16 protein-coding genes are annotated in these 18,608 nt (G+C 57.5%); 9 read left to right on the plus strand and 7 right to left on the minus strand.

The annotated features are described in order from the left end of the window. Positions 1 to 237: 237 nt before the first annotated feature. Both ACJ8IP_RS14975 and ACJ8IP_RS14980 read right to left on the minus strand, forming a co-directional pair. Complete coding sequence (locus ACJ8IP_RS14975; protein WP_206356666.1) at positions 238 to 1,356, minus strand: HNH endonuclease; 1,119 nt, start codon at positions 1,354 to 1,356, stop codon at positions 238 to 240. Between the two features lie 229 nt (positions 1,357 to 1,585). Next, on the minus strand, positions 1,586 to 1,903 hold the full coding sequence (locus ACJ8IP_RS14980) for a hypothetical protein (RefSeq protein ID WP_089192516.1): 318 nt from the start codon (positions 1,901 to 1,903) through the stop codon (positions 1,586 to 1,588). Between the two features lie 515 nt (positions 1,904 to 2,418). Here ACJ8IP_RS14980 and ACJ8IP_RS14985 point away from each other — a divergent pair. Genes ACJ8IP_RS14985 through ACJ8IP_RS14995 form a run of 3 tightly spaced genes read left to right on the plus strand, consistent with a single transcriptional unit; the run spans position 2,419 to position 3,858 of the window. Next, complete coding sequence (locus tag ACJ8IP_RS14985; RefSeq protein ID WP_223084940.1) at positions 2,419 to 3,246, plus strand: RNase A-like domain-containing protein; 828 nt, start codon at positions 2,419 to 2,421, stop codon at positions 3,244 to 3,246. Between the two features lie 4 nt (positions 3,247 to 3,250). After that, positions 3,251 to 3,538 carry a contact-dependent growth inhibition system immunity protein gene (locus ACJ8IP_RS14990; protein WP_223084942.1) on the plus strand — a complete coding sequence of 96 codons (288 nt, stop codon included), beginning with the start codon at positions 3,251 to 3,253 and terminating at the stop codon, positions 3,536 to 3,538. After that, entirely contained in the window at positions 3,535 to 3,858 is a 324-nt protein-coding gene (locus ACJ8IP_RS14995; protein WP_223084944.1) for a contact-dependent growth inhibition system immunity protein, read from the plus strand. The genes ACJ8IP_RS14990 and ACJ8IP_RS14995 overlap by 4 nt, the downstream gene beginning before the upstream one ends. Positions 3,859 to 3,892: 34 nt before the next feature. On the opposite strand, the gene ACJ8IP_RS15000 is transcribed toward ACJ8IP_RS14995, so the two are convergent. Continuing rightward, positions 3,893 to 5,323: a 6-phospho-beta-glucosidase gene (locus tag ACJ8IP_RS15000; RefSeq protein WP_033651415.1), complete on the minus strand. Its 1,431-nt coding sequence runs from the start codon at positions 5,321 to 5,323 to the stop codon at positions 3,893 to 3,895. A 144-nt stretch (positions 5,324 to 5,467) separates the two neighbouring features. After that, on the minus strand, positions 5,468 to 6,910 hold the full coding sequence (ascF, locus tag ACJ8IP_RS15005; protein WP_182073998.1) for a PTS cellobiose/arbutin/salicin transporter subunit IIBC: 1,443 nt from the start codon (positions 6,908 to 6,910) through the stop codon (positions 5,468 to 5,470). Positions 6,911 to 7,194: 284 nt separating this feature from the next. On the opposite strand from ascF, the gene ACJ8IP_RS15010 reads away from it, so the two are divergent. The 6 genes from ACJ8IP_RS15010 to ACJ8IP_RS15035 all read left to right on the plus strand — a co-directional run bounded on the left by ACJ8IP_RS15010 (position 7,195) and on the right by ACJ8IP_RS15035 (position 14,513). Then, positions 7,195 to 8,214, plus strand: a complete 1,020-nt coding sequence (locus ACJ8IP_RS15010) for a LacI family DNA-binding transcriptional regulator (RefSeq protein ID WP_139276893.1) — start codon at positions 7,195 to 7,197, stop codon at positions 8,212 to 8,214. Positions 8,215 to 8,854: 640 nt separating this feature from the next. Further along, positions 8,855 to 9,919 (plus strand): dTDP-glucose 4,6-dehydratase, encoded by a 1,065-nt coding sequence (rffG, locus tag ACJ8IP_RS15015; protein ID WP_042783600.1) that lies wholly within the window; start codon positions 8,855 to 8,857, stop codon positions 9,917 to 9,919. A 20-nt stretch (positions 9,920 to 9,939) separates the two neighbouring features. Then, positions 9,940 to 10,809 (plus strand): glucose-1-phosphate thymidylyltransferase RfbA, encoded by an 870-nt coding sequence (gene rfbA / locus ACJ8IP_RS15020; protein ID WP_033651411.1) that lies wholly within the window; start codon positions 9,940 to 9,942, stop codon positions 10,807 to 10,809. 75 nt (positions 10,810 to 10,884) lie between these two features. Then, positions 10,885 to 11,934: a TDP-N-acetylfucosamine:lipid II N-acetylfucosaminyltransferase gene (locus tag ACJ8IP_RS15025; RefSeq protein ID WP_442524442.1), complete on the plus strand. Its 1,050-nt coding sequence runs from the start codon at positions 10,885 to 10,887 to the stop codon at positions 11,932 to 11,934. 54 nt (positions 11,935 to 11,988) lie between these two features. Continuing rightward, a complete protein-coding gene (rffA, locus tag ACJ8IP_RS15030) occupies positions 11,989 to 13,119 on the plus strand; it encodes a dTDP-4-amino-4,6-dideoxygalactose transaminase (protein WP_033651409.1) in 1,131 nt (376 codons plus the stop codon). Beyond that, positions 13,116 to 14,513: a lipopolysaccharide biosynthesis protein gene (locus tag ACJ8IP_RS15035; RefSeq protein WP_099785710.1), complete on the plus strand. Its 1,398-nt coding sequence runs from the start codon at positions 13,116 to 13,118 to the stop codon at positions 14,511 to 14,513. The genes rffA and ACJ8IP_RS15035 overlap by 4 nt, the downstream gene beginning before the upstream one ends. 87 nt (positions 14,514 to 14,600) lie before the next feature. Here the strand turns inward: ACJ8IP_RS15035 and yjiA are convergent, their stop codons facing one another. The 3 genes from yjiA to ACJ8IP_RS15050 form a co-directional block, all read right to left on the minus strand. After that, positions 14,601 to 15,554, minus strand: coding sequence for a GTPase (gene yjiA / locus ACJ8IP_RS15040; RefSeq protein ID WP_164106852.1), 954 nt, complete (start codon positions 15,552 to 15,554; stop codon positions 14,601 to 14,603). 21 nt (positions 15,555 to 15,575) lie between these two features. Beyond that, entirely contained in the window at positions 15,576 to 15,779 is a 204-nt protein-coding gene (locus tag ACJ8IP_RS15045) for a YbdD/YjiX family protein (RefSeq protein ID WP_004953088.1), read from the minus strand. A 288-nt stretch (positions 15,780 to 16,067) separates the two neighbouring features. Further along, positions 16,068 to 18,248, minus strand: a complete 2,181-nt coding sequence (locus tag ACJ8IP_RS15050) for a carbon starvation CstA family protein (protein ID WP_046688159.1) — start codon at positions 18,246 to 18,248, stop codon at positions 16,068 to 16,070. Between the last annotated feature and the right edge of the window lie 360 nt (positions 18,249 to 18,608).

An 18,608-nucleotide genomic window follows, 5' to 3' on the forward strand; every position in this document is an offset into this window, starting at 1 on the left:
TAGACAGAAGTACATTGTCAAAATTTCAACCCATAATCAGAAGCGCAGGACTGCCACTATGAAAAAATTCCTCTTACTCTTTATTCCTATCTTTTCTCTGGTTGCCCAAAGTGTTATAGGTCTAGTCTTTGTCAAGGGAAAAGTAATATTTAAGAAAAGAAATAGATTCTTTAATGAAAAATAACCCTCCTATATTCACGTAAGCGACATAGGAGAATTATTTTCTATAAAGCTAATCTATATGAAATCGGCCTCTTTCAACTCCAACTTCACCATCAGCTCCTTGTTCACCTCTTTTCCATCCACTCCGCTATGAATCCGCCGATGGCAAGTAGGGCAAATAGCACCCACCCACTGCGGGTGATCGGGGCCTTCGTCGGCTAAGCGTTTGGTGTGGTGGGGTTCGAGGTAGGGCTCGCCGTTCCTTTTCTTGAATGGTGCCGGCTGATCGCAGGCTTCGCAGATGCCATTGGCGCGTTTGAGCACGTATTTTTTTACGTCTTCGCTGCGTTTGAACCAGGATTTTTTGCTGTCGCTCTGTTGGCGCTGGCCTGATATCTCTGAAGACTTTATAGCCTTTGCGCGCAACTGTTCTAAACTCTCCTCTTTCTGGCCTACTTCTGATGAGATAATCTCATGAGCAGAATCTTGGGCAGAAGATACACGGAATAGATTGAAAATTATCCCTTGCCTCATGTTTTCTTGGGTATCTTTACATTCAGCGTAGTTCCATGAATCACACTCAAATAGCCCAGCAAATTTCACGCCCGTACGTTTTTTGTTATATTCAAATAAAAGTATATCCTTACCATTCTCTTTATGGTCGCGGATATCTTTATTGCCTTTGGTAAACTGCATGTTACCTTTCTGGCCTTCTCCCGTGTAGGAGAAGTGGTCGTTGTTAGACCATCCATCTTTGTACCCATGAGTTTCGCCAGTCTCGCCGGTGAAAATGAAGATCACGGGGAATTCTTTAGGTGTCGATATTCCGCCCTGTTCTTGCCCTCCATAGAGGTCGTGGAGGTATTTACGTTTATAAACTTCGTCTTTTTCCAGTATCTCAAAAGGATGCGGTGTTTCGACGATCTCAAAACCGAGGTCTTTGAGAAATTGGATGGCTTTTTCCGTTCCGCTATCGGTGTTGATTCCCTTAAACGGATAGCCATGCTGCTCACTGTATGCTCTAGCGGCAATGCCTCGTATATCGTACTTCTCGCCATTATAAAGAAGGGTGTGTTTTTTAAATCGCTTAATTTTATGTTGTTTTAAGAATTCATCTCGGCCAAGTTTCTTATATTCTTCGATGGCTTTTAAAACGGATTCTTTTGAAGATAACGCCTCTATTGCAGTTGCCAAAACCACTCCCTCACATTGCCGAGTTGGCTCTGAGCAATGTGCTTGCTGACGAGAGCAGTATGCATCAATACCCAGCAGTTAACTCATCGATTTACCGAATGCGTTAACTATGCCAGGTAGGGGAGGAAATGCCTACCTTGATGAATGCTTTTGTTGTGATATGTCAGTCAGATCTATTGGAAATCGTGGGTGGGAAGGGCGACGAGCATCGCCCTGATTGCCATTTACGTTAGCCGCAGGCTTCCATCTCCCGCAACGCCTGCCCATAAAGATTACACAACGCAGGAACCAGATGCGCCGTGGCGTTGAGATAGCGATTCAACTGTTCCCAGCCTTCGGCATCCAGCTGTGGGTGTTTTTGCAGCAAGTGGCCGAACAGCATCAGCCCGTGGCACAGACCTTCCGCCTGCTCGGCAGAGAGGGCGGCCAGATCTAAAAGTTCAGAGGGGTTAAAAGCGCTGAGATCGAGGTGGTTAAACAGTTGGCGATAAAGGGTAAGGGTGTTGGCGATGGTTTCAGAAGCGTTGGGTAAGTAAGTGTTTTCCATATCGGCTATTTCCATTGGGTGAGAAATACCGCTACCAGAAGAGACGCTAAACTCGGGTGGTAGCTCGAACGGCGTTAGCGTACCGGCCCCAACGGATACCGGCCTTCCCGGAGGAAGCACCGCCCGAGCCACCATTGTTTGGGTGCGCATCGGCATGCTCGAATTTATACCATATTCGAACAGGGTTGGGGGATTCGGAACGCTAACTCCGGCTACGGATTTTGCCGCAGCGAAAAAACTATAGCGTTATCAGTAAAAGGAAAAAATAAGCTGTATGGAATTACAGTTTGTTTGCTTTCAGCATTGGAATACAGATCGCAGTTATTTATGGTGCTCTTTTATATTTGTAATGTTGTCTATATATAGTGAATATAATTCATGGCATTCCATTCTCTAAATGAATGTTATGCTCAGTAATCCTCTATTCGCGCTACGAAATATTAACCGTTCCAGTATTTATCCTTTCTAGAGCTTATGTTAATCATACGGCTTTGCTCATTCACGGATGAACGAACATGGCGAATGAAGATGAGTTGCGCATTGCCCTGTCGCCGGTGCAGCTTGCGGCGGTGCTGTCTGATGAAAGCGTCACTGAAGGCGAAACGCTCAGTAACCGTCTGCTTGGCGGTTTGGGGCTTGCCGGTGGTGTCGTTGAGCTGATGGGGGCAGGGGTGTTGTGCTATGCGCCGGATCCGACGTTTATCACCAAAGTTGGGTGTGTGGTGGTGGGAACGCATAGCCTGGACAGCATCAAGGCCGCTTCCAATCAGATGATTACCGGGCATCCAACAACTACCGATACTTATCAGTCTGCCGTTTTATTGGCGCAAACATTGGGTGCCGATCGGGAAACGGCCTATAACGTTGGTTTAACGGTCGATATTGCCGTGCCTTTTGTCTTTGCCGGAGCGGTTGGCGCTGCCAGAGTCGCATCCGTGCGTATGGGGCGGGTTAAGCTGGTTGAGCATGAGTCCGTTAGCGGTAAATATCCGGGCGGGCACACATTGGCTCGGCATATAAACATAACTCCGGAAGCGCTTATTGCCAGGCTAGCCAGGCGCCCGAAACTGATTGCAGCAAGCACCTTCAGGTCGGTAAAAGAGGCCGAAAAGTATGTTTCTGTTACGGTAAAGGCAAACCGCGCAGATATTGTGAATTGGGTAAAGTACGCGTCTCCCGGCAGCCGTTTGAGTGTGTATCACAATTTCACAGAATCAGTGGGTTATGGGGTATTACGCGGCAGTACTGACGTCTATCAATGTCACCGGGTTGGCGTTGTGATTGAATTTACCCGCTATAATGGCAAACCTTACTTTATCCTTAGCGCTTTCCCTGCGAGATAAGCCGATGAAAACCAGCGAACTTGAGAACCTGATCGTCGTTTATTTTGGTCAAGATTATGACCTGATAAATGCAGAGGGCGATATTACTGCGCTGATCGCAGAGTACATTCGTCTGGCGACTCATCAGCAGCGCGAGGCTTTGGTTAATGAGATAGATGAGTTACTGGCGCAGGATAATGTGGAGTCATTATTCAGCCAACGTTTCGGCTTTACCTTCAGCCCGGAGCTATGGGGAACCACGGTTCCCGCATTCCTGCAACAGGCCAGAAGCGCTGCGGTGAAAGCGCTTTGAGCACCATCATGATTCACAATCACTTTAGCGAGCTCAGTAGCTTATTCAGTATTTACTTCGGTCAGGATTATGATTTGTTTACTGATGCCGAAACGGCCGAGGGTGTGATTGACGGCTTCCTGGAGCAAAACGGCACTCAAGTCATCCGCGCTATCCTCGAGGAGGCTAAAGAGTTTCAGGCTACTTATGCAGGACGTATATACGAAGGCATGGCGGAGCATTTTTCAGATGAATTTATGCCGGAGAGCTGGGGGTACTACCGCGGTAGCGTTCTTTGCCATGTTGCAACGAAAAGCAGAGCAAAAGCTGGGGCAGCTTAAACGAATTTAAGCCCCCCAACCCCACCGCCCAAACCTACCCCAAATCCCCCCCATTGCTGGCGATCACTTTCTTATACCACCAGAACGATTTCTTGCGGGTGCGGGCGAGGGTGCCGTTGCCCTGGTCGTCGCGGTCGACGTAGACAAAGCCGTAGCGCTTGCTCATTTCGCCGGTTGAGGCGGCCACCAGGTCGATGCAGCCCCAGGTGGTGTAACCCAGCACCGGCACGCCGTCGGCGATGGCGTCGGCCATGGCGCGGATGTGTTCGCGCAGGTAGCTGATGCGGTAGTCGTCCTCAATCTCGCCTGCTGCATTGAACTCGTCGTGTGCGCCCAGGCCGTTTTCCACCAGGAACAGCGGCTTTTGGTAGCGGTCGTACATCATGTTCATGGTGATGCGCAGCCCCAGCGGATCGATGCCCCAGCCCCAGTCGCTGCGCGGCAGGTGCGGGTTCGCCAGCGATTTCACCACGTTGGCGGCGCTGCTGTTGTTGTCGTTCATGTCGGCGGAGGCGCAGCGCGAGGCGTAGTAGCTGAAGGAGACGAAGTCGACGGTGTGCTTCAGGATGTCGGCGTCTTCCGGCGCCATGGCGATGCTCACGCCTTTCTCGCGGAAGACGCGGGCGGCGTAGGAGGGGTAAGCGCCGCGCGCCTGCACGTCGATAAAGAACAGGTTCTCGCGGTCTTTCTCCAGCGCGGCCCACACGTCTTCCGGCTTGCTGGACCACGGGTAGAAGTTGCCGCCGGCCAGCATGCAGCCCACCTGGTTGGCGGGGTTCACTTCATGGGCGATGCGCGTCGCCAGCGCGCTGGCCACCAGTTCGTGGTGCGCGGCCTGGTATTTCACCTGTTCAGGGTTTTCGTCCGCTTCAAACACCAGCCCCGCGCCGGAGAACGGGCTGTGCAGCAGGATGTTGATCTCGTTGAAGGTGAGCCAGTATTTCACCAGCCCGTCGAAGGCTTCGAAGCAGGTGCGGGCGTAGCGGGTGAAAAACTCCACCATCCTGCGGCTGCGCCAGGAGCCGTATTCGGTCACCAGGTGCATCGGCACGTCGAAATGGCACAGGGTGACCAGCGGCTCGATGCCGTATTGGCGGCACTCTTCGAACAGGCTGCGGTAGAAGGCGATGCCTTCGGGGTTGGGCGTCAGCTCGTCGCCGTTGGGGTAAATCCGGCTCCAGGCGATGGAGGTGCGGAACACGGTAAAGCCCATCTCCGCCATCAGCGCGATGTCGTCGCGGTAGCGGTGATAGAAATCGATGGCGTCGTGGCTGGGGTAAAACTCGTCGTCGCGCAGGCTAAAGCGCTTCTCCAGCCCGAGTTTGACCGCCATGCGGTTGGCGCCGTGCGGGAGCATATCGACGGTGGTCAGCCCTTTGCCGCCCTCGCGATAGCCGCCTTCAGCCTGGTTGGCGGCTAAAGCGCCGCCCCATAAAAATCCTTTAGGGAATGTTGAGTCAGACATGCAATCCTCAATACCCGTCATACTTGAAGCTGCATCCGTGTTGGCTGCGTTCACTCACCCGAATCACTTACTTGTGTAAGCTCATCGGGATTCGCTCTCTTGCCGCCTTGATGCCGCTCCAACTATTTAGGGTATAAATATACGTTAATGCGTTGCGCTGGCGGCGTTCGCCGCCGGTGCGGTTTGGCCGGGCGCGGCGGCGTTTTCCGGCAGATCCTCGAAGCCCAGCATCAGCGTGAGCGCGAACGACAGCACCACCGAGAGCGCCATCACCGCCACCACCCACACGATGCTCATCGGGTTGGCCGGATCGAAGAACTGCACGCTGGTGAACAGCCCGGGCGAGGCCATCGAATGGCTGGCCAACCCGCCGATGCCGGCGACCGCGCCGCAGACGAAGCCGCTGATCAGGCTGGCGATCAGCGGCCGTTTCAGGCGCACCGCCACGCCGTACAGCGCCGGTTCGGAAATCCCCGCCACGATGGCGGAGGCGGCGGCGGCCAGCGCGGTCTGGCGCAGCTCGCGGTTCTTGGTTTTCAGCGCCACCGCCAGCGAAGCGCCGCCCAGCGACAGGTTGGCGCCGATCTCCGAAGGCATCACCATGCCCTCTTTGCCGGTCTCGGCGATGGTCTGGATGATGGTCGGGGTGAACACCCGGTGCATGCCGGTGATCACCAGCAGCGGCCAGATCGCCCCCATGATGGCCACGGAAAGCCAGCCCAGGTAGCCGTGCACGGTGTACACCAGCGCAGAGATGCCGCTGCCTATCCAGATGCCGAGCGGCCCGATAAGCAGAATGGCGATCGGCGCGGCGATCAGTACGATCAGCATCGGCTTGAGGAAGTTCTTGGTCACCGCCGGGGTGATGCGATCCACCCCGCGTTCGATGTGCGACAGGATCCAGGTCATCACCAGCGCCGGGATCACCGTGTAGGTGTATTTCACCGCCGTCACCGGGATGAAGGCGAATTCCACCGCCTGGCCCTGCGCCGCCTTGGCCATCAGATCGATAAAGTTGGGATGCACCAGCACCCCGGCGATGGCGATCGCCAAAGACATGTTGGTTTTGAACTTCAGCGCCGCCGAGGCGGCGACCATCACCGGCAGGAAGAAGAACGCGCCGTCGCCGATCACGTTGAGGATGACGAGGGTCGAGGAGCCTTTCTCGAATACCCCGGCCATGTCCAGGATCATCGCCAACAGCTTCACCATCGAGCCGCCGATGATGGCGGGGATCAGGGGCGACATGGTGCCCACCAGCGCGTCGAGAATGCCGGCGCCGATGCCCTTCAGGGTGAGCTTGCGTTTTACCGGGGCGGCGGGGGCCGCCGCGCCTGGCATGCCGAGCGCCAGCACCGCCTGATAGGCTTTGGCCACCTCGTTGCCGATGATCACCTGGCACTGCTCGCCGCTGTGCACCACGCCCAGCACGCCGTTGATGGCCTTCAGCGCCGGCGTGTCGATCCGCGCTTTGTCTTTCACCACGAATCTCAGGCGGGTCATGCAGTGGGTCACGGCCTCGATATTGCCCGTGCCGCCCAGGGCGGCCACGATGGCGTGCGAGATCTCTGCGTAGTTCTTCGGCATGGCGTGTCGTCTCTCAGATAGCAATTCGGATAGCCCAAAGGCGAATATTTACTGCCTGGGCGATCCGTCGTTCCATCCGTATGAAACGCCCACAAGAAACCGGTTTCACAAAATCATGTATTGGTGTTTTGTGGTTGGCAAGAACTATGATTTTTGGCGTTTCGTTTTCGTGATCTGGATCGTCAGAGGTAAGTGCGCACCGACGCGCAGGGGCGCGAAAGCGTTCCAAACGCCGGGCGTCTTGGGTAGACTGCGCTGAACCCATGGATTTTGGCGGCGCACAGATGGCAACGATACTCGAGGTGGCGAAAAAGGCCGGCGTTTCAAAGGCGACGGTGTCGCGCGTTTTGTCCGGCAGCGGCTATGTCAGCGAGGAGAAACGCGCATTGGTGGATAAAGCCATCGCGGAAACCGGCTATCGGCCCAACCTGCTGGCGCGCAGCCTGGCGACCAACACCACCCAAACCCTCGGCCTGGTGGTCACCAACACCCTCTACAGCGGCAACTATTTCAGCGAACTGATGGCGCAGTCGGCGCGCATCATGGAGGCGAACGGCCGTCAACTGATCCTGGCGGACGGCAAGCACACCGCCGAAGAGGAGCGGGCCGCCATTCAGTTTTTGCTGGATCTGCGCTGCGACGGGGTGATCATCTATCCGCGTTTTCTGTCGATCGCGGAAATGGACGAGATCGTCTCCCAACACCGCCAGCCGATTCTGGTGATCAACCGGCGGCTGCGGCTGAACGACAGCTACTGCATCTTCAGCGATCAGCACGCCGCCGGCGCGGCGGCGGTGGCGCACCTGATCGCGCGCGGCCATCGCGACATCGCCTTTATCACCGGTTCGCTCGATTCCCCCACCGGGCTGGAGCGGCTTTCCGGCTACAAATCCGCGCTGGCGCAGCAGGGCATTGCGGTTAACGAGGCGTTGATCGTCGAAGGAAAATGGAACGCGCAAAGCGGCGTGGCGGCGGTCGATGCGCTGCTGGCCGGCGGGCAGCCGTTCAGCGCCATCGTCGCCGGCAACGACGAAATGGCCATCGGCGCGATGAAGCGGCTGGCGGAGCGCGGCGTGGCGGTGCCGGAGGCGGTATCGGTCATCGGCTTCGACGACATCCCGCTGGCGCCCTATACCGTGCCGTCGCTGTCGAGCATGAAGATGCCGGTCACCGAGATGATCCAGGAGACCATCAACCGCCTGCTGTCGATGCTGGACGGCGGCGAGCTCAGCAAGCGCCCCAGCTTCCCGGCCAGCCTGATCGAGCGCGAGTCGGTGGCGGCGGGGCCGTACGAGCGAAGTTGAACTCGGCAATGCGTCCATGTGGTTTGTGAAGGCGTAGGTTGGCCGTACAAGCCGTTATCACCCGGCGCAGCGCCGTCACCCCATAGCCATGACTTTTCGCGATGGCGCGTCAGTCGCTCCCCTTACCACCCTGAGTAATAATCTGAAAGAGCGCCCCAAGGCTGCTCTTTCGGGCCGCTATACGTTATGTTATCCCCCGAAAGTTTGGCCGTTCCCACCCGCTTTTAGCGATTGAAAGCATCACGCTGTCTTCTGCGACGGCATGGCTTCCTGCGTTGCGTCGGTGAACGGTTTCAGTGGCAAACCTTGCGGCCCTGCGGATGAACGGCCTGAGCGTGTCGCCGTCCGGCGGCAATACCCGAGCGACCACCAGAGATTGGCGTCTGTGAGCCAAGGGCGGTAGCGTAGCCGTCCGGCGTTTCCGGCGGCGATACCCGAACACGACGGTTGCGTGCCGACCTAAAACCAACAGAGCTGCGATGCAGCTCTGTTGGTTTTAGGGGCTTGCTCGCGCGGGATTGGGGAATGCTGTGATTCGATGGTCGGCAGGGTGTTTACCCACGACAAGGCCTTTAGCCGTTTTATGCGCATGTAAAACAATGTGGCGATGAAATGACCACGGCGTATTTTAGAGGATTCTATGAAAATTATCGTTACCGGCGGCGCCGGGTTTATTGGCTCGGCCGTTGCCCGCCATATTATCAATGATACCGCTGATCACATTTTGGTGCTGGATAGCCTGACCTATGCCGGCAACCTCGAATCCCTGGCGCCGATCGCCGATAGCGATCGTTACACCTTCGAGCAGGTCGATATCTGCGACCGTCAGGCGTTGGATCGCGTGTTCGCCGCCTTCCAGCCCGATGCGGTGATGCACCTGGCCGCCGAAAGCCACGTCGATCGTTCTATTGACGGCCCGGCCGCCTTTATCGAAACCAACATCGTCGGCACCTACACCTTACTGGAGGCGGCTCGCCAGTATTGGCACGCCCTGGACGCCGAGCGCAAGCAGGCGTTCCGCTTCCATCACATCTCCACCGACGAGGTGTATGGCGATCTGCACGGCACCGACGATCTGTTTACCGAAACCACGCCGTATGCGCCAAGCAGCCCGTATTCCGCCTCCAAAGCCGCCAGCGATCACCTGGTGCGCGCCTGGTTGCGCACCTACGGTTTACCGACCGTCGTCACCAACTGTTCGAACAACTACGGTCCTTACCATTTCCCGGAAAAGCTGATCCCTTTAACGATCCTGAACGCGTTGGAAGGCAAGCCGCTGCCGGTATACGGTAACGGCGCCCAGGTGCGCGACTGGCTGTACGTCGAGGATCACGCGCGGGCGCTGTATAAGGTGGTCACTGAAGGCGCGGTGGGCGAAACCTATAACATCGGCGGCCACAACGAGCGCAAAAATATCGAAGTGGTGCAAACCATTTGCGCGCTGTTGGATGAGCTGGTGCCGAACAAACCGGGCGACATCGCGCATTATGCGGATCTCATCACCTTTGTCACCGACCGCCCTGGGCACGATATGCGCTATGCGATCGACGCCGCCAAAATCGATGCGGAGTTGGGGTGGAAGCCGCAGGAGACCTTTGAAAGCGGCATTCGCAAAACCGTGGAATGGTATCTGGCGAATGAGACCTGGTGGCGCCGGGTGAAAGACGGTTCCTATGCCGGCGAACGTCTGGGTTTGACCCGTTAATCGATTTTTAAGGAAGAAGCATGAAAGGCATTGTTTTAGCGGGCGGTTCCGGCACGCGTCTCTACCCCATCACGCGCGGCGTTTCCAAGCAGCTGCTGCCGATTTACGATAAGCCGATGGTCTATTATCCGATCTCCGTGCTGATGCTGGCGGGGATCCGGGATATCCTGATCATCTCCACCCCGGAAGATATGCCCTCCTTCAAGCGCTTGCTGGGCGACGGCAGCCGTTTCGGCATCAATCTGAGTTATGAAATCCAGCCGAGCCCGGACGGCCTGGCGCAGGCCTTCCTCATTGGCGAAGCGTTCATCGGCGGCGACAGCTGCGCGCTGGTGCTCGGCGACAACATTCACTTCGGCCAGGGCTTCGGCAACAAGCTGGAGTCGGTGGTGAAGCGCAGCGAAGGGGCGACCGTCTTCGGCTATCAGGTGATGGATCCTGAACGTTTCGGCGTGGTGGAGTTCGACGATAACTTTCGCGCGTTGTCGCTGGAAGAAAAACCGGCCGTGCCGAAATCCAACTGGGCGGTCACCGGGCTTTATTTCTATGACCATCACGTGGTCGAGATGGCCAAGCAGGTGAAGCCGTCGGCGCGCGGCGAGCTGGAAATCACCACTCTCAACCAGATGTATCTGGAGCGCGGCACGCTAAACGTCGAGCTGCTGGGGCGCGGTTTCGCCTGGCTGGATACCGGCACGCACGACAGTCTGATCGAAGCCTCTCAGTTTATACATACCATTGAGAAGCGTCAGGGCTTCAAGGTCGCTTGTCTGGAAGAGATCGCCTACCGAAAAGGCTGGTTGACGCGCGAGCAGCTGGCCGCCGAAGCCAAGCTGCTCGGCAAAACGCTGTATGGCCAGTATCTGTCGCAGCTGATCGCGGAAAAATAACCCCGGCCCGGCCCGTCGTGCTCCGAACATCCGGCGCGCGGCGGGGCGCTGGACGAACCTGCATATAGAGCGGATATGAGCACTGTACATATTTGTCCTCTGGATAAATTCATCCCTTCATTCATTGAATTTGTGAATGAGAAATTCGATCCCGATGAGCACACCTTTTGGGTTTACGGCGATAAGGCGCGTTTCGCTTTGCCGCCGGCGGACAACGTTCATTATCTCGGGGCGGATCTGTTCGGCAACGTCAAGCCGACCCTGAAGTTGATGAAGGCCATTCAACGCCACGACCGGGTGATTCTGCACAGCTTCCACGGCATCAAGATGGCGCTGCTGCTGCTGTTGACCCCCTGGGTATTAAAGAAATGCTATTGGTTCATGTGGGGCGGCGATCTCTACCAATACCAAATCGGCAAGCGCAACTTCAAATGGCGCCTGACGGAGCTGCTCCGCCGCCCGGCCATCAAGCGTATAGGCAACTTTGTCACTTACATCAAGGGCGATTACGAGCTGGCTAAAAAGTGGTACGGCTGCGCCGGCCGGTGGCATGAGTGCCTGCTGTATACCAGTAACGTATACAAGAAAAACGTCATCGGCGAACGTGCGGCGGACGCGGACGATAAAACCACCATTTTGCTGGGTAATTCCGCCGATCCGACCAATAATCATTTTGCCGCGTTCGACGTTTTGGAAACCTACAAAAACGAGAATATCGAACTGGTCGTGCCGCTCTCCTACGGCAATAAACGCTATGCGGCAGAAGTGGTGGCCGAAGGCACGCGGCGCTTTGGCGAGAAGTTTGTCCCCTTGACCGACTTTATGCCTTTCCAGCACTACCTGGCGCTGCTGGGGAAAGTGGATATCGCGGTGTTCAATCACCATCGCCAGCAGGCGATGGGCAACACCATTTCCCTGCTGGGGCTGAAAAAAACGGTGTTCTTGAATCCGGGCACCACGCAGTGGGATTTCTTTCAGGAAAAGGGTATCCAGGTATTGGATCTTCAAACGTTTTCGCTACGCAGCTTGAGCGCGGCGGAAAAGGATGACAACGAGCAAAAAATCGAAGCCTATTTCTCCGCTGAGAACCTGACCGCGCAGTTAAAGGCCGTCTTTACTTCCTGATGCCGCACGGCTCACCGCCTCGGCATGCATTCAGAATCGACAACAAGGGATAACATGATACCGTTCAACAAACCACCGGTAACCGGCAACGAAATTCAATATATCAATGCGGCGTTGGAGAATGGGAAACTGTCGGGCGATGGCCCGTTCGGCAAACAGTGCCAGCAATGGTTTGAAAACAAGCTGGGGTGCAAACACGCGCTGTTGACCCCGTCTTGCACCGCCGCGCTGGAGATCGCCGCGCTGCTGGTCGATATCCAGCCGGGCGACGAAGTTATCATGCCAAGCTACACCTTCGTCAGCACCGCCAACGCCTTCGTGTTGCGCGGCGCAAAAATCAAATTCGTCGATATCCATCCTGAAACCATGAATATGGATGCAGCGCTGGTGGCTGCGGCGATCACCGATAAAACCAAAGCCATCGTGCCCGTGCATTATGCCGGCGTCTCCTGCGATATGGATGCGATCATGCGCCTGGCCGACCAACATAACCTGCTGGTGGTTGAAGACGCCGCGCAGGGCGTCATGAGCAAATACAAAGGCGATTTCGTCGGCGTTAAAGGCCATCTGGCGGCTTTCAGCTTCCATGAAACCAAAAACTACACCAGCGGCGGTGAAGGCGGCGCGTTGGTGATCAATGACGAACGCTTTATCAAACGCGCCGAAATTCTGCGTGAGAAGGGCACCGATCGCAGCCAGTTCCTGCGCGGCCAGGTAGACAAGTATACCTGGGTCGATTTCGGCAGCAGCTTCCTGCCGGGCGAACTGCAGTCGGCTTGCCTGTGGGGGCAGTTGGAACTGGCCGATGAGATCAACGATAACCGCCTGGCGACCTGGCACAAGTACTATGCGAGCTTTGCGCCGCTGGCGGAGAAAGGGCTGCTGACGTTGCCGACCATCCCGGCGGACTGCGAGCATAATGCGCATATGTTCTATGTGAAGCTGAAGGATATCGAGCAAAGAACGCAGTTCATCGCTCACCTGAAGGCCTGTGGCGTCATGGCGGTGTTCCATTATATTCCGCTGCACTCGGCGCCGGCGGGCAAGGTCTTCGGCACCTTCATCGGCGAAGACAACTACACTACCCGCGAAAGCGAGAGACTGGTTCGCTTGCCGCTGTACTACAAAATGAGCGATGCCGATCTGAATAAAGTCATTGAAAGCGTAGTGAGGTTCTTTGAGTGAACGCCCGCAAGATCCTGGCGTTCGCTATCGGGCCGATCGGTAATGCCGCGCTGGGATTGTTGACCCTGCCGGTGATCACCTGGCTGTTTTCGGCGGACGACGTAGGCCGAATCAGCATGCTGAACGTGGCCGTGTCTTTCTGCGTGCTGTTTTTCAGTTTGGGGCTCGATCAGGCTTACGTTCGGGAATACCACGGCGAATCCGATCGCGGGCAGCTGTTGAAGAACGTTGCTTTCCCCGGCTTGCTGATGATCGTCATCATCAGCGCCGTGTTCCTGCTGTTCCCCGGCAGTTTGTCCACGTTGCTATTCGAACAGAAAGACACGGCGATAAGCTGGCTTGTCATGCTGATTCTGTTGGCTTCGTTCATCAACCGTTTCCTGTCCCTGATACTCAGGATGCAGGAGAAGGGGATGGCGTTTTCGCTCAGCCAACTGATGCCCAAGCTGATGACGCTGATCGTTATCGGCCTGTGCTATGTCCTGTTCACCCAGCATACGCTGATGCAGCTGGTGGTGGCGAACGCCGTCGGTTTTATCGCGGTGTCGCTGATGCTGATGTGGTCTTCCCGGGCGGATTGGATCGCCGCGCTGCGCAGTTCGCTGGACGCCGGCAAACTGAAAGCGATGCTCAAGTTCGGCTATCCGCTGATTTTGGGCGGGCTGGCGTTTTGGGGGCTAACCACCATCGATCGGATGTTCGTGCGAGCCTATTCCGGCTTTGAACAGTTGGCTATTTTCTCGGTGGCGGTCAGCTTCGCCGGCGTGGCGAGCATTCTGCAAAGCGTATTTTCTACCGTTTGGGCGCCGATGGTCTACAAGCTGGCGGAATCCAACGAGGGCGGCGAGCAGCAGATGATCAACAAGGTCACGCAGTGCATGCTGATTGCCGTGGTTTGCCTGTTCAGTCTGGGGGGCCTATTTTCCTGGCTGGTTGACTTTGTCTTGCCCGCTAACTACGTGAATGTGAAATACATTCTGGTTGCGAGCTTGGGTTTCCCTTTGCTGTTCACGCTGTCGGAAACGACGGCGGTCGGCATCGGCCTGAGCAGAAAGACCGGTTACACCATGCTGGCTTCCTTGATCGCGTTGATTATCAACGTGGCGGCCAACGCACTGCTGGTGCCTCGTTTCGGCGCCGGTGGCGCGGCGGTCAGCACCTGCCTGGCCTTCTGGGCATTCCTGATCCTGAGAACGGAGTTCTCGATTATCAGTTGGAAGACCATGCCGCGTTTTGAAATGTATTTCTTCACTTTCCTGTGTCTGGCGGGGGCGTCGGCTTCCGCGCTGGCGGGCGAGAAAATGAAATACGAGCTGTTTGTCTATTGGGGCGTCCTGCTGGCCGTTGTGCTGGTGAGGAACCTGCGGTTCCTTAAATCGTTCGCCAAAAGATAACGTTTTCGGTCAGGCAACCCGTTGCGGGTTGCCGCCGTTTTGACTTCCCCCATCCAGCGCTATCCGATGGCGTTCACTTCTCCTGGCTCAACGCAGCCGCTGCCGAATCTCCTCCTCCGGCAGATCCACACCGATAAACACCAACGTGCTCTTGCGCTCTTCCTCAGGCAGCCATTCCCGATCCCAGTCGGCGTTATACAGCCGCTGCACGCCCTGGAACAGCAGGCGGCGCGGTTCGTCTTCGATAGACAGAATGCCTTTGTAGCGCAGCAGGTTGTCGGCGTATTCCAGCAGCAGGCCTTCCATCACGTCGGAGATTTGCATCAGCGGCAGCGGGCGCTCCAGCGTCACGACAATTGAGCGGATGTCGCTCTGTGGCTGCGGGATACGGCGGAACAACGGGGTGGCTGGCGTCAGGTTCAGCTTGTCGTTCAGCGTGAAGCCTTCGATGTCGAACAGCACGCTTAGATCGATATCGCCGTGCGTGACCTTGTAGACCGGCGCGCGGGCGTTCATCCGCTGCAGCCGCTGGATCAGCGCCTCGCAGTCCGGCGCCACGTCGGTTTTGGTCAACAGGATGCGGTCGGCGTAGCCCACCTGCGCCTGGGCGATGCTGAACTGGCTCAGCTGCTGCTCGGCATGCGCTGCGTCCACCAGGGTGATGATGCCGTCCAGCAGGAAGCGCTCGCACAGGATTTCGTGCGAGAAAAAGGTCTGGGTAATCGGGCCGGGATCGGCCATGCCGGTGCATTCGATGATCAGCCGATCGAACGCCAGCTGGCCGCTGTCGACGCCGTCCAGCAGATCCAGCAGCGCGTCCGCCAGTTCGTTGGACTTGCTGCAGCAGATGCAGCCGTTGCTCAGGGTGGTAATGCGGCTGGCGCGATCGCCGATCAGCGCGTCGTCGATCGGCACTTCGCCGAACTCGTTCTCGATGACCGCGATTTTATAGCCGTGGTCGGCGTTCAGGATGTGGCGCAGCAGGGTGGTTTTGCCGGCGCCCAAAAAGCCGGTCAGGATGGTAACTGCGATGGGTTTCATACGGGTCCTTGTGACTGCGGGTTAACAGCAGCGCATGCCGCCTTTGCCGTCGCCGCCGTAGCGCGCTTGCTGGCGCTCGCGGAAAAATTCTTTATAGGTCATCACCGGCTTGTCCGGGTGGTTGTCTTTCATGTGCTGGACGTAGGTATCGTAGTCAGGCACGCCCACCAACATGCGCGCCGCCTGCCCAAGATATTTCCCCGCCTGGCCGAGATTTCCGAACATAGTTTCTTACTCCCAAATACCCTGCTTACCCTTCGTCTTTCGAACCGCAGCGGTGTTGGCTGCACTCCCGAACCCCAGTCACTTACTTGAGTAAGCTCCTGGGGATTAATGAGCCTCATCCCTGAGGCTCACCCTTTGGGCCAGCGCAAACGCTGTTCAAATCGGTTCCCTACCGATTTGTCGCTCACTTGCCGCCTTGCTGCGGCCCGAAATCCTTTGGGTACCGGTTAGCTTTCATGTCGGTACTGCATAACTGATTTCATTATGCAGGGTATCCGTTAAATCACATCAATGCTGGGTCGAAACTTTGACCTCCCCCTCAGTTACGCCGTCGGCGGGCGCCGCCTGCGGCACCGGCACGTAAGGCGTTTCCTGATCGGTGCGTTTCGGGTTCTTGTGCGCCGCCATCGCGGTTTTCACCCCGTAGAAGATGATGCTGTACACCACCAGCAGGAACAGAATGCTCAGCCCGGCGTTGGTGTAGTTGTTCACCACGATGTGGTTCATGTTGGCGATCTGCTGGGCGCTCAGCTCGGCGCCGCCCTCGGCGATTTTGCGTTTGTACTCGCCGGCCAGGAAGAAGAAGCCTTCCAGCTGCGGGTTGTCGCTGAACAGCTTCAGGCCCAGCGCGTAGGTGGTGCAGATCAGCAGCCACACTGCCGGCAGCACGGTCACCCAGATGTATTGCGCGCGCTTCATCTTAATCAGCACCACGGTGCCCAGCACCAGCGCCACGGCGGCCAGCATCTGGTTGGAGATGCCGAACAGCGGCCACAGACTCTTCACGCCGCCGAGCGGATCCACCACGCCCTGATACAGCAGGTAGCCCCACAGCCCGACGCAGCCGGCGGTGCCGATGATGCCGGCCACCAGCGAGTCGGTTTTCTTCAGGAATGGCACGAAGTTGCCCAGCAGATCCTGCAGCATAAAGCGGCCGGAGCGGGTGCCGGCGTCCAGCGCGGTCAGGATGAACAGCGCCTCGAACAGAATGCCGAAGTGATACCAGAAGCCCATGTTGGCGCCCGGAATGATCTGGTGGAACACGTGGGCGATGCCCACCGCCAGCGTTGGCGCGCCGCCGGCGCGGTTCAGCACCGAAGGTTCGCCGATGTCGGTGGCGGTCTGCAGGATCTGTTCCGGGCTGATGACGAAGCCCCAGGAGCTGACCGCCGCCGCCGCGTGCACGGTCACGTCCTTCAGCGAAGCCATGATCATCGGCGCGTCTTCGGTGCCCAGGCGGTGCAGATCCGGCATGGTGATGCCCAGCGCCGCCGGCGGGGTGTTCATGGCGAAGTACAGGCCCGGCTCGATGATGGAAGCCGCCACCAGCGCCATGATGGCGACGAAGGACTCCATCAGCATCGCGCCGTAGCCGATAAAGCGCGCGTCGGTCTCATTGGCCAGCAGCTTCGGCGTGGTGCCGGAAGCGATCAGAGCGTGGAAGCCGGAGACCGCGCCGCAGGCGATGGTGATGAACAGGAACGGGAACAGCGTGCCTTTCCACACCGGGCCGGTGCCGTCGACGAACTGGGTCACCGCCGGCATTTTCAGCTCGGGGTTGAGGATCACGATGCCGATCGCCAGCCCGACGATCACGCCGATTTTCAGGAAGGTGGCCAGGTAGTCGCGCGGCGCCAGGATCAGCCACACCGGCAGCAGAGCGGAGACGAAGGCGTAGCCGATCAGCGTGAAGGTGATGGTGGTGTCTTTAAAGGTCAGCGCCGGGCCCCAGTACGGGTCGTGCGCCACCACGCCGCCGAACCAGATGGCGGCCACCAGCAGCACGATGCCGATGATTGACACTTCACCCACGCGGCCGGGGCGCAGGTAGCGCATGTAGATGCCCATAAACAGCGCGATCGGCACGGTGGAGCAGACGGTGAACACGCCCCACGGGCTTTCCGCCAGCGCTTTCACCACGATCAGCGCCAGCACCGCCAGGATGATGATCATGATCAGGAAGCAGCCGAACAGCGCGATGGTGCCCGGTATCGGCCCCATCTCTTTTTTGATGATCTCACCGAGCGAGGCGCCGTTGCGGCGCGAGGAGATGAACAGCACCATAAAGTCCTGCACCGCCCCCGCCAGCACTACGCCGCCCAGCAGCCACAGCGTGCCGGGCAGGTAGCCGACCTGCGCGGCCAGCACCGGCCCCACCAGCGGCCCGGCGCCGGCGATGGCGGCGAAGTGGTGGCCGAACAGCACGTTCTTGTTGGTCGGCACGTAGTTGAGGCCGTCGTTGTTGACCACCGCCGGGGTGGCGCGGCCGGCGTCCAGTTTCATCACCCTGGTGGCGATGTACAGGCTGTAGTAGCGGTAGGCCACCAGATACACCGCCACCGAAGCGACGACGATCCACAGCGCGCTGATGTGTTCGCCGCGGCGCAGCGCCACCACGCCGAGGCAGGCTGCGCCGAGTATCCCCAGCAGCATCCACGGAATGTGCTTTAAAATCCCCTCTCGTTTCATGAGGTATCCTTAATTCCAGTCTGCAAAATATGAATGAACTCATCCGCTTGTAAGAGATGTCAGAGTGGCGCGGTGAGCCGTAGCGTCTTTCCCGAGGTAAGGCGGGTTTAGGAACAGCTCATCATCGCCGGGGGTAAGGGGGGAAGACAGGCGTATTTCGGTCAGCGGTCAGATCCGCCGGGTGAACGGTTGGATTGGCGGGGTGAGCGGTTTGTTGCATAACCAACAACCGCCCGTCAGCCGCTGTTGCCAATGCAGCACCCGCCCGCACCCGTCGGCTTTAAACGCCCGGTTTTTCAGCCAGATGCCTTAACGTGGCGATTGGCACGCATCCTGCTATCGGATTTATAACCAAAACAA

Source organism: Serratia sp. CY52157 (genome assembly GCF_052168495.1).
GTDB classification, from domain to species: Bacteria; Pseudomonadota; Gammaproteobacteria; order Enterobacterales; family Enterobacteriaceae; genus Serratia; species Serratia ureilytica.

Bases quoted from the DNA above. Each gene is read 5' to 3' on its own strand.
- ACJ8IP_RS14980 (WP_089192516.1), bottom strand. From the start codon at position 1,903: ATGGAAAACACTTACTTACCCAACGCTTCTGAAACCATCGCCAACACC.
- ACJ8IP_RS14985 (WP_223084940.1), top strand. From the start codon at position 2,419: ATGGCGAATGAAGATGAGTTGCGCATTGCCCTGTCGCCGGTGCAGCTT.
- ACJ8IP_RS14990 (WP_223084942.1), top strand. From the start codon at position 3,251: ATGAAAACCAGCGAACTTGAGAACCTGATCGTCGTTTATTTTGGTCAA.
- ACJ8IP_RS15000 (WP_033651415.1), bottom strand. From the start codon at position 5,323: ATGTCTGACTCAACATTCCCTAAAGGATTTTTATGGGGCGGCGCTTTA.
- ascF (WP_182073998.1), bottom strand. From the start codon at position 6,910: ATGCCGAAGAACTACGCAGAGATCTCGCACGCCATCGTGGCCGCCCTG.
- ACJ8IP_RS15010 (WP_139276893.1), top strand. From the start codon at position 7,195: ATGGCAACGATACTCGAGGTGGCGAAAAAGGCCGGCGTTTCAAAGGCG.
- rffG (WP_042783600.1), top strand. From the start codon at position 8,855: ATGAAAATTATCGTTACCGGCGGCGCCGGGTTTATTGGCTCGGCCGTT.
- rfbA (WP_033651411.1), top strand. From the start codon at position 9,940: ATGAAAGGCATTGTTTTAGCGGGCGGTTCCGGCACGCGTCTCTACCCC.
- ACJ8IP_RS15025 (WP_442524442.1), top strand. From the start codon at position 10,885: ATGAGCACTGTACATATTTGTCCTCTGGATAAATTCATCCCTTCATTC.
- rffA (WP_033651409.1), top strand. From the start codon at position 11,989: ATGATACCGTTCAACAAACCACCGGTAACCGGCAACGAAATTCAATAT.
- yjiA (WP_164106852.1), bottom strand. From the start codon at position 15,554: ATGAAACCCATCGCAGTTACCATCCTGACCGGCTTTTTGGGCGCCGGC.
- ACJ8IP_RS15045 (WP_004953088.1), bottom strand. From the start codon at position 15,779: ATGTTCGGAAATCTCGGCCAGGCGGGGAAATATCTTGGGCAGGCGGCG.
- ACJ8IP_RS15050 (WP_046688159.1), bottom strand. From the start codon at position 18,248: ATGAAACGAGAGGGGATTTTAAAGCACATTCCGTGGATGCTGCTGGGG.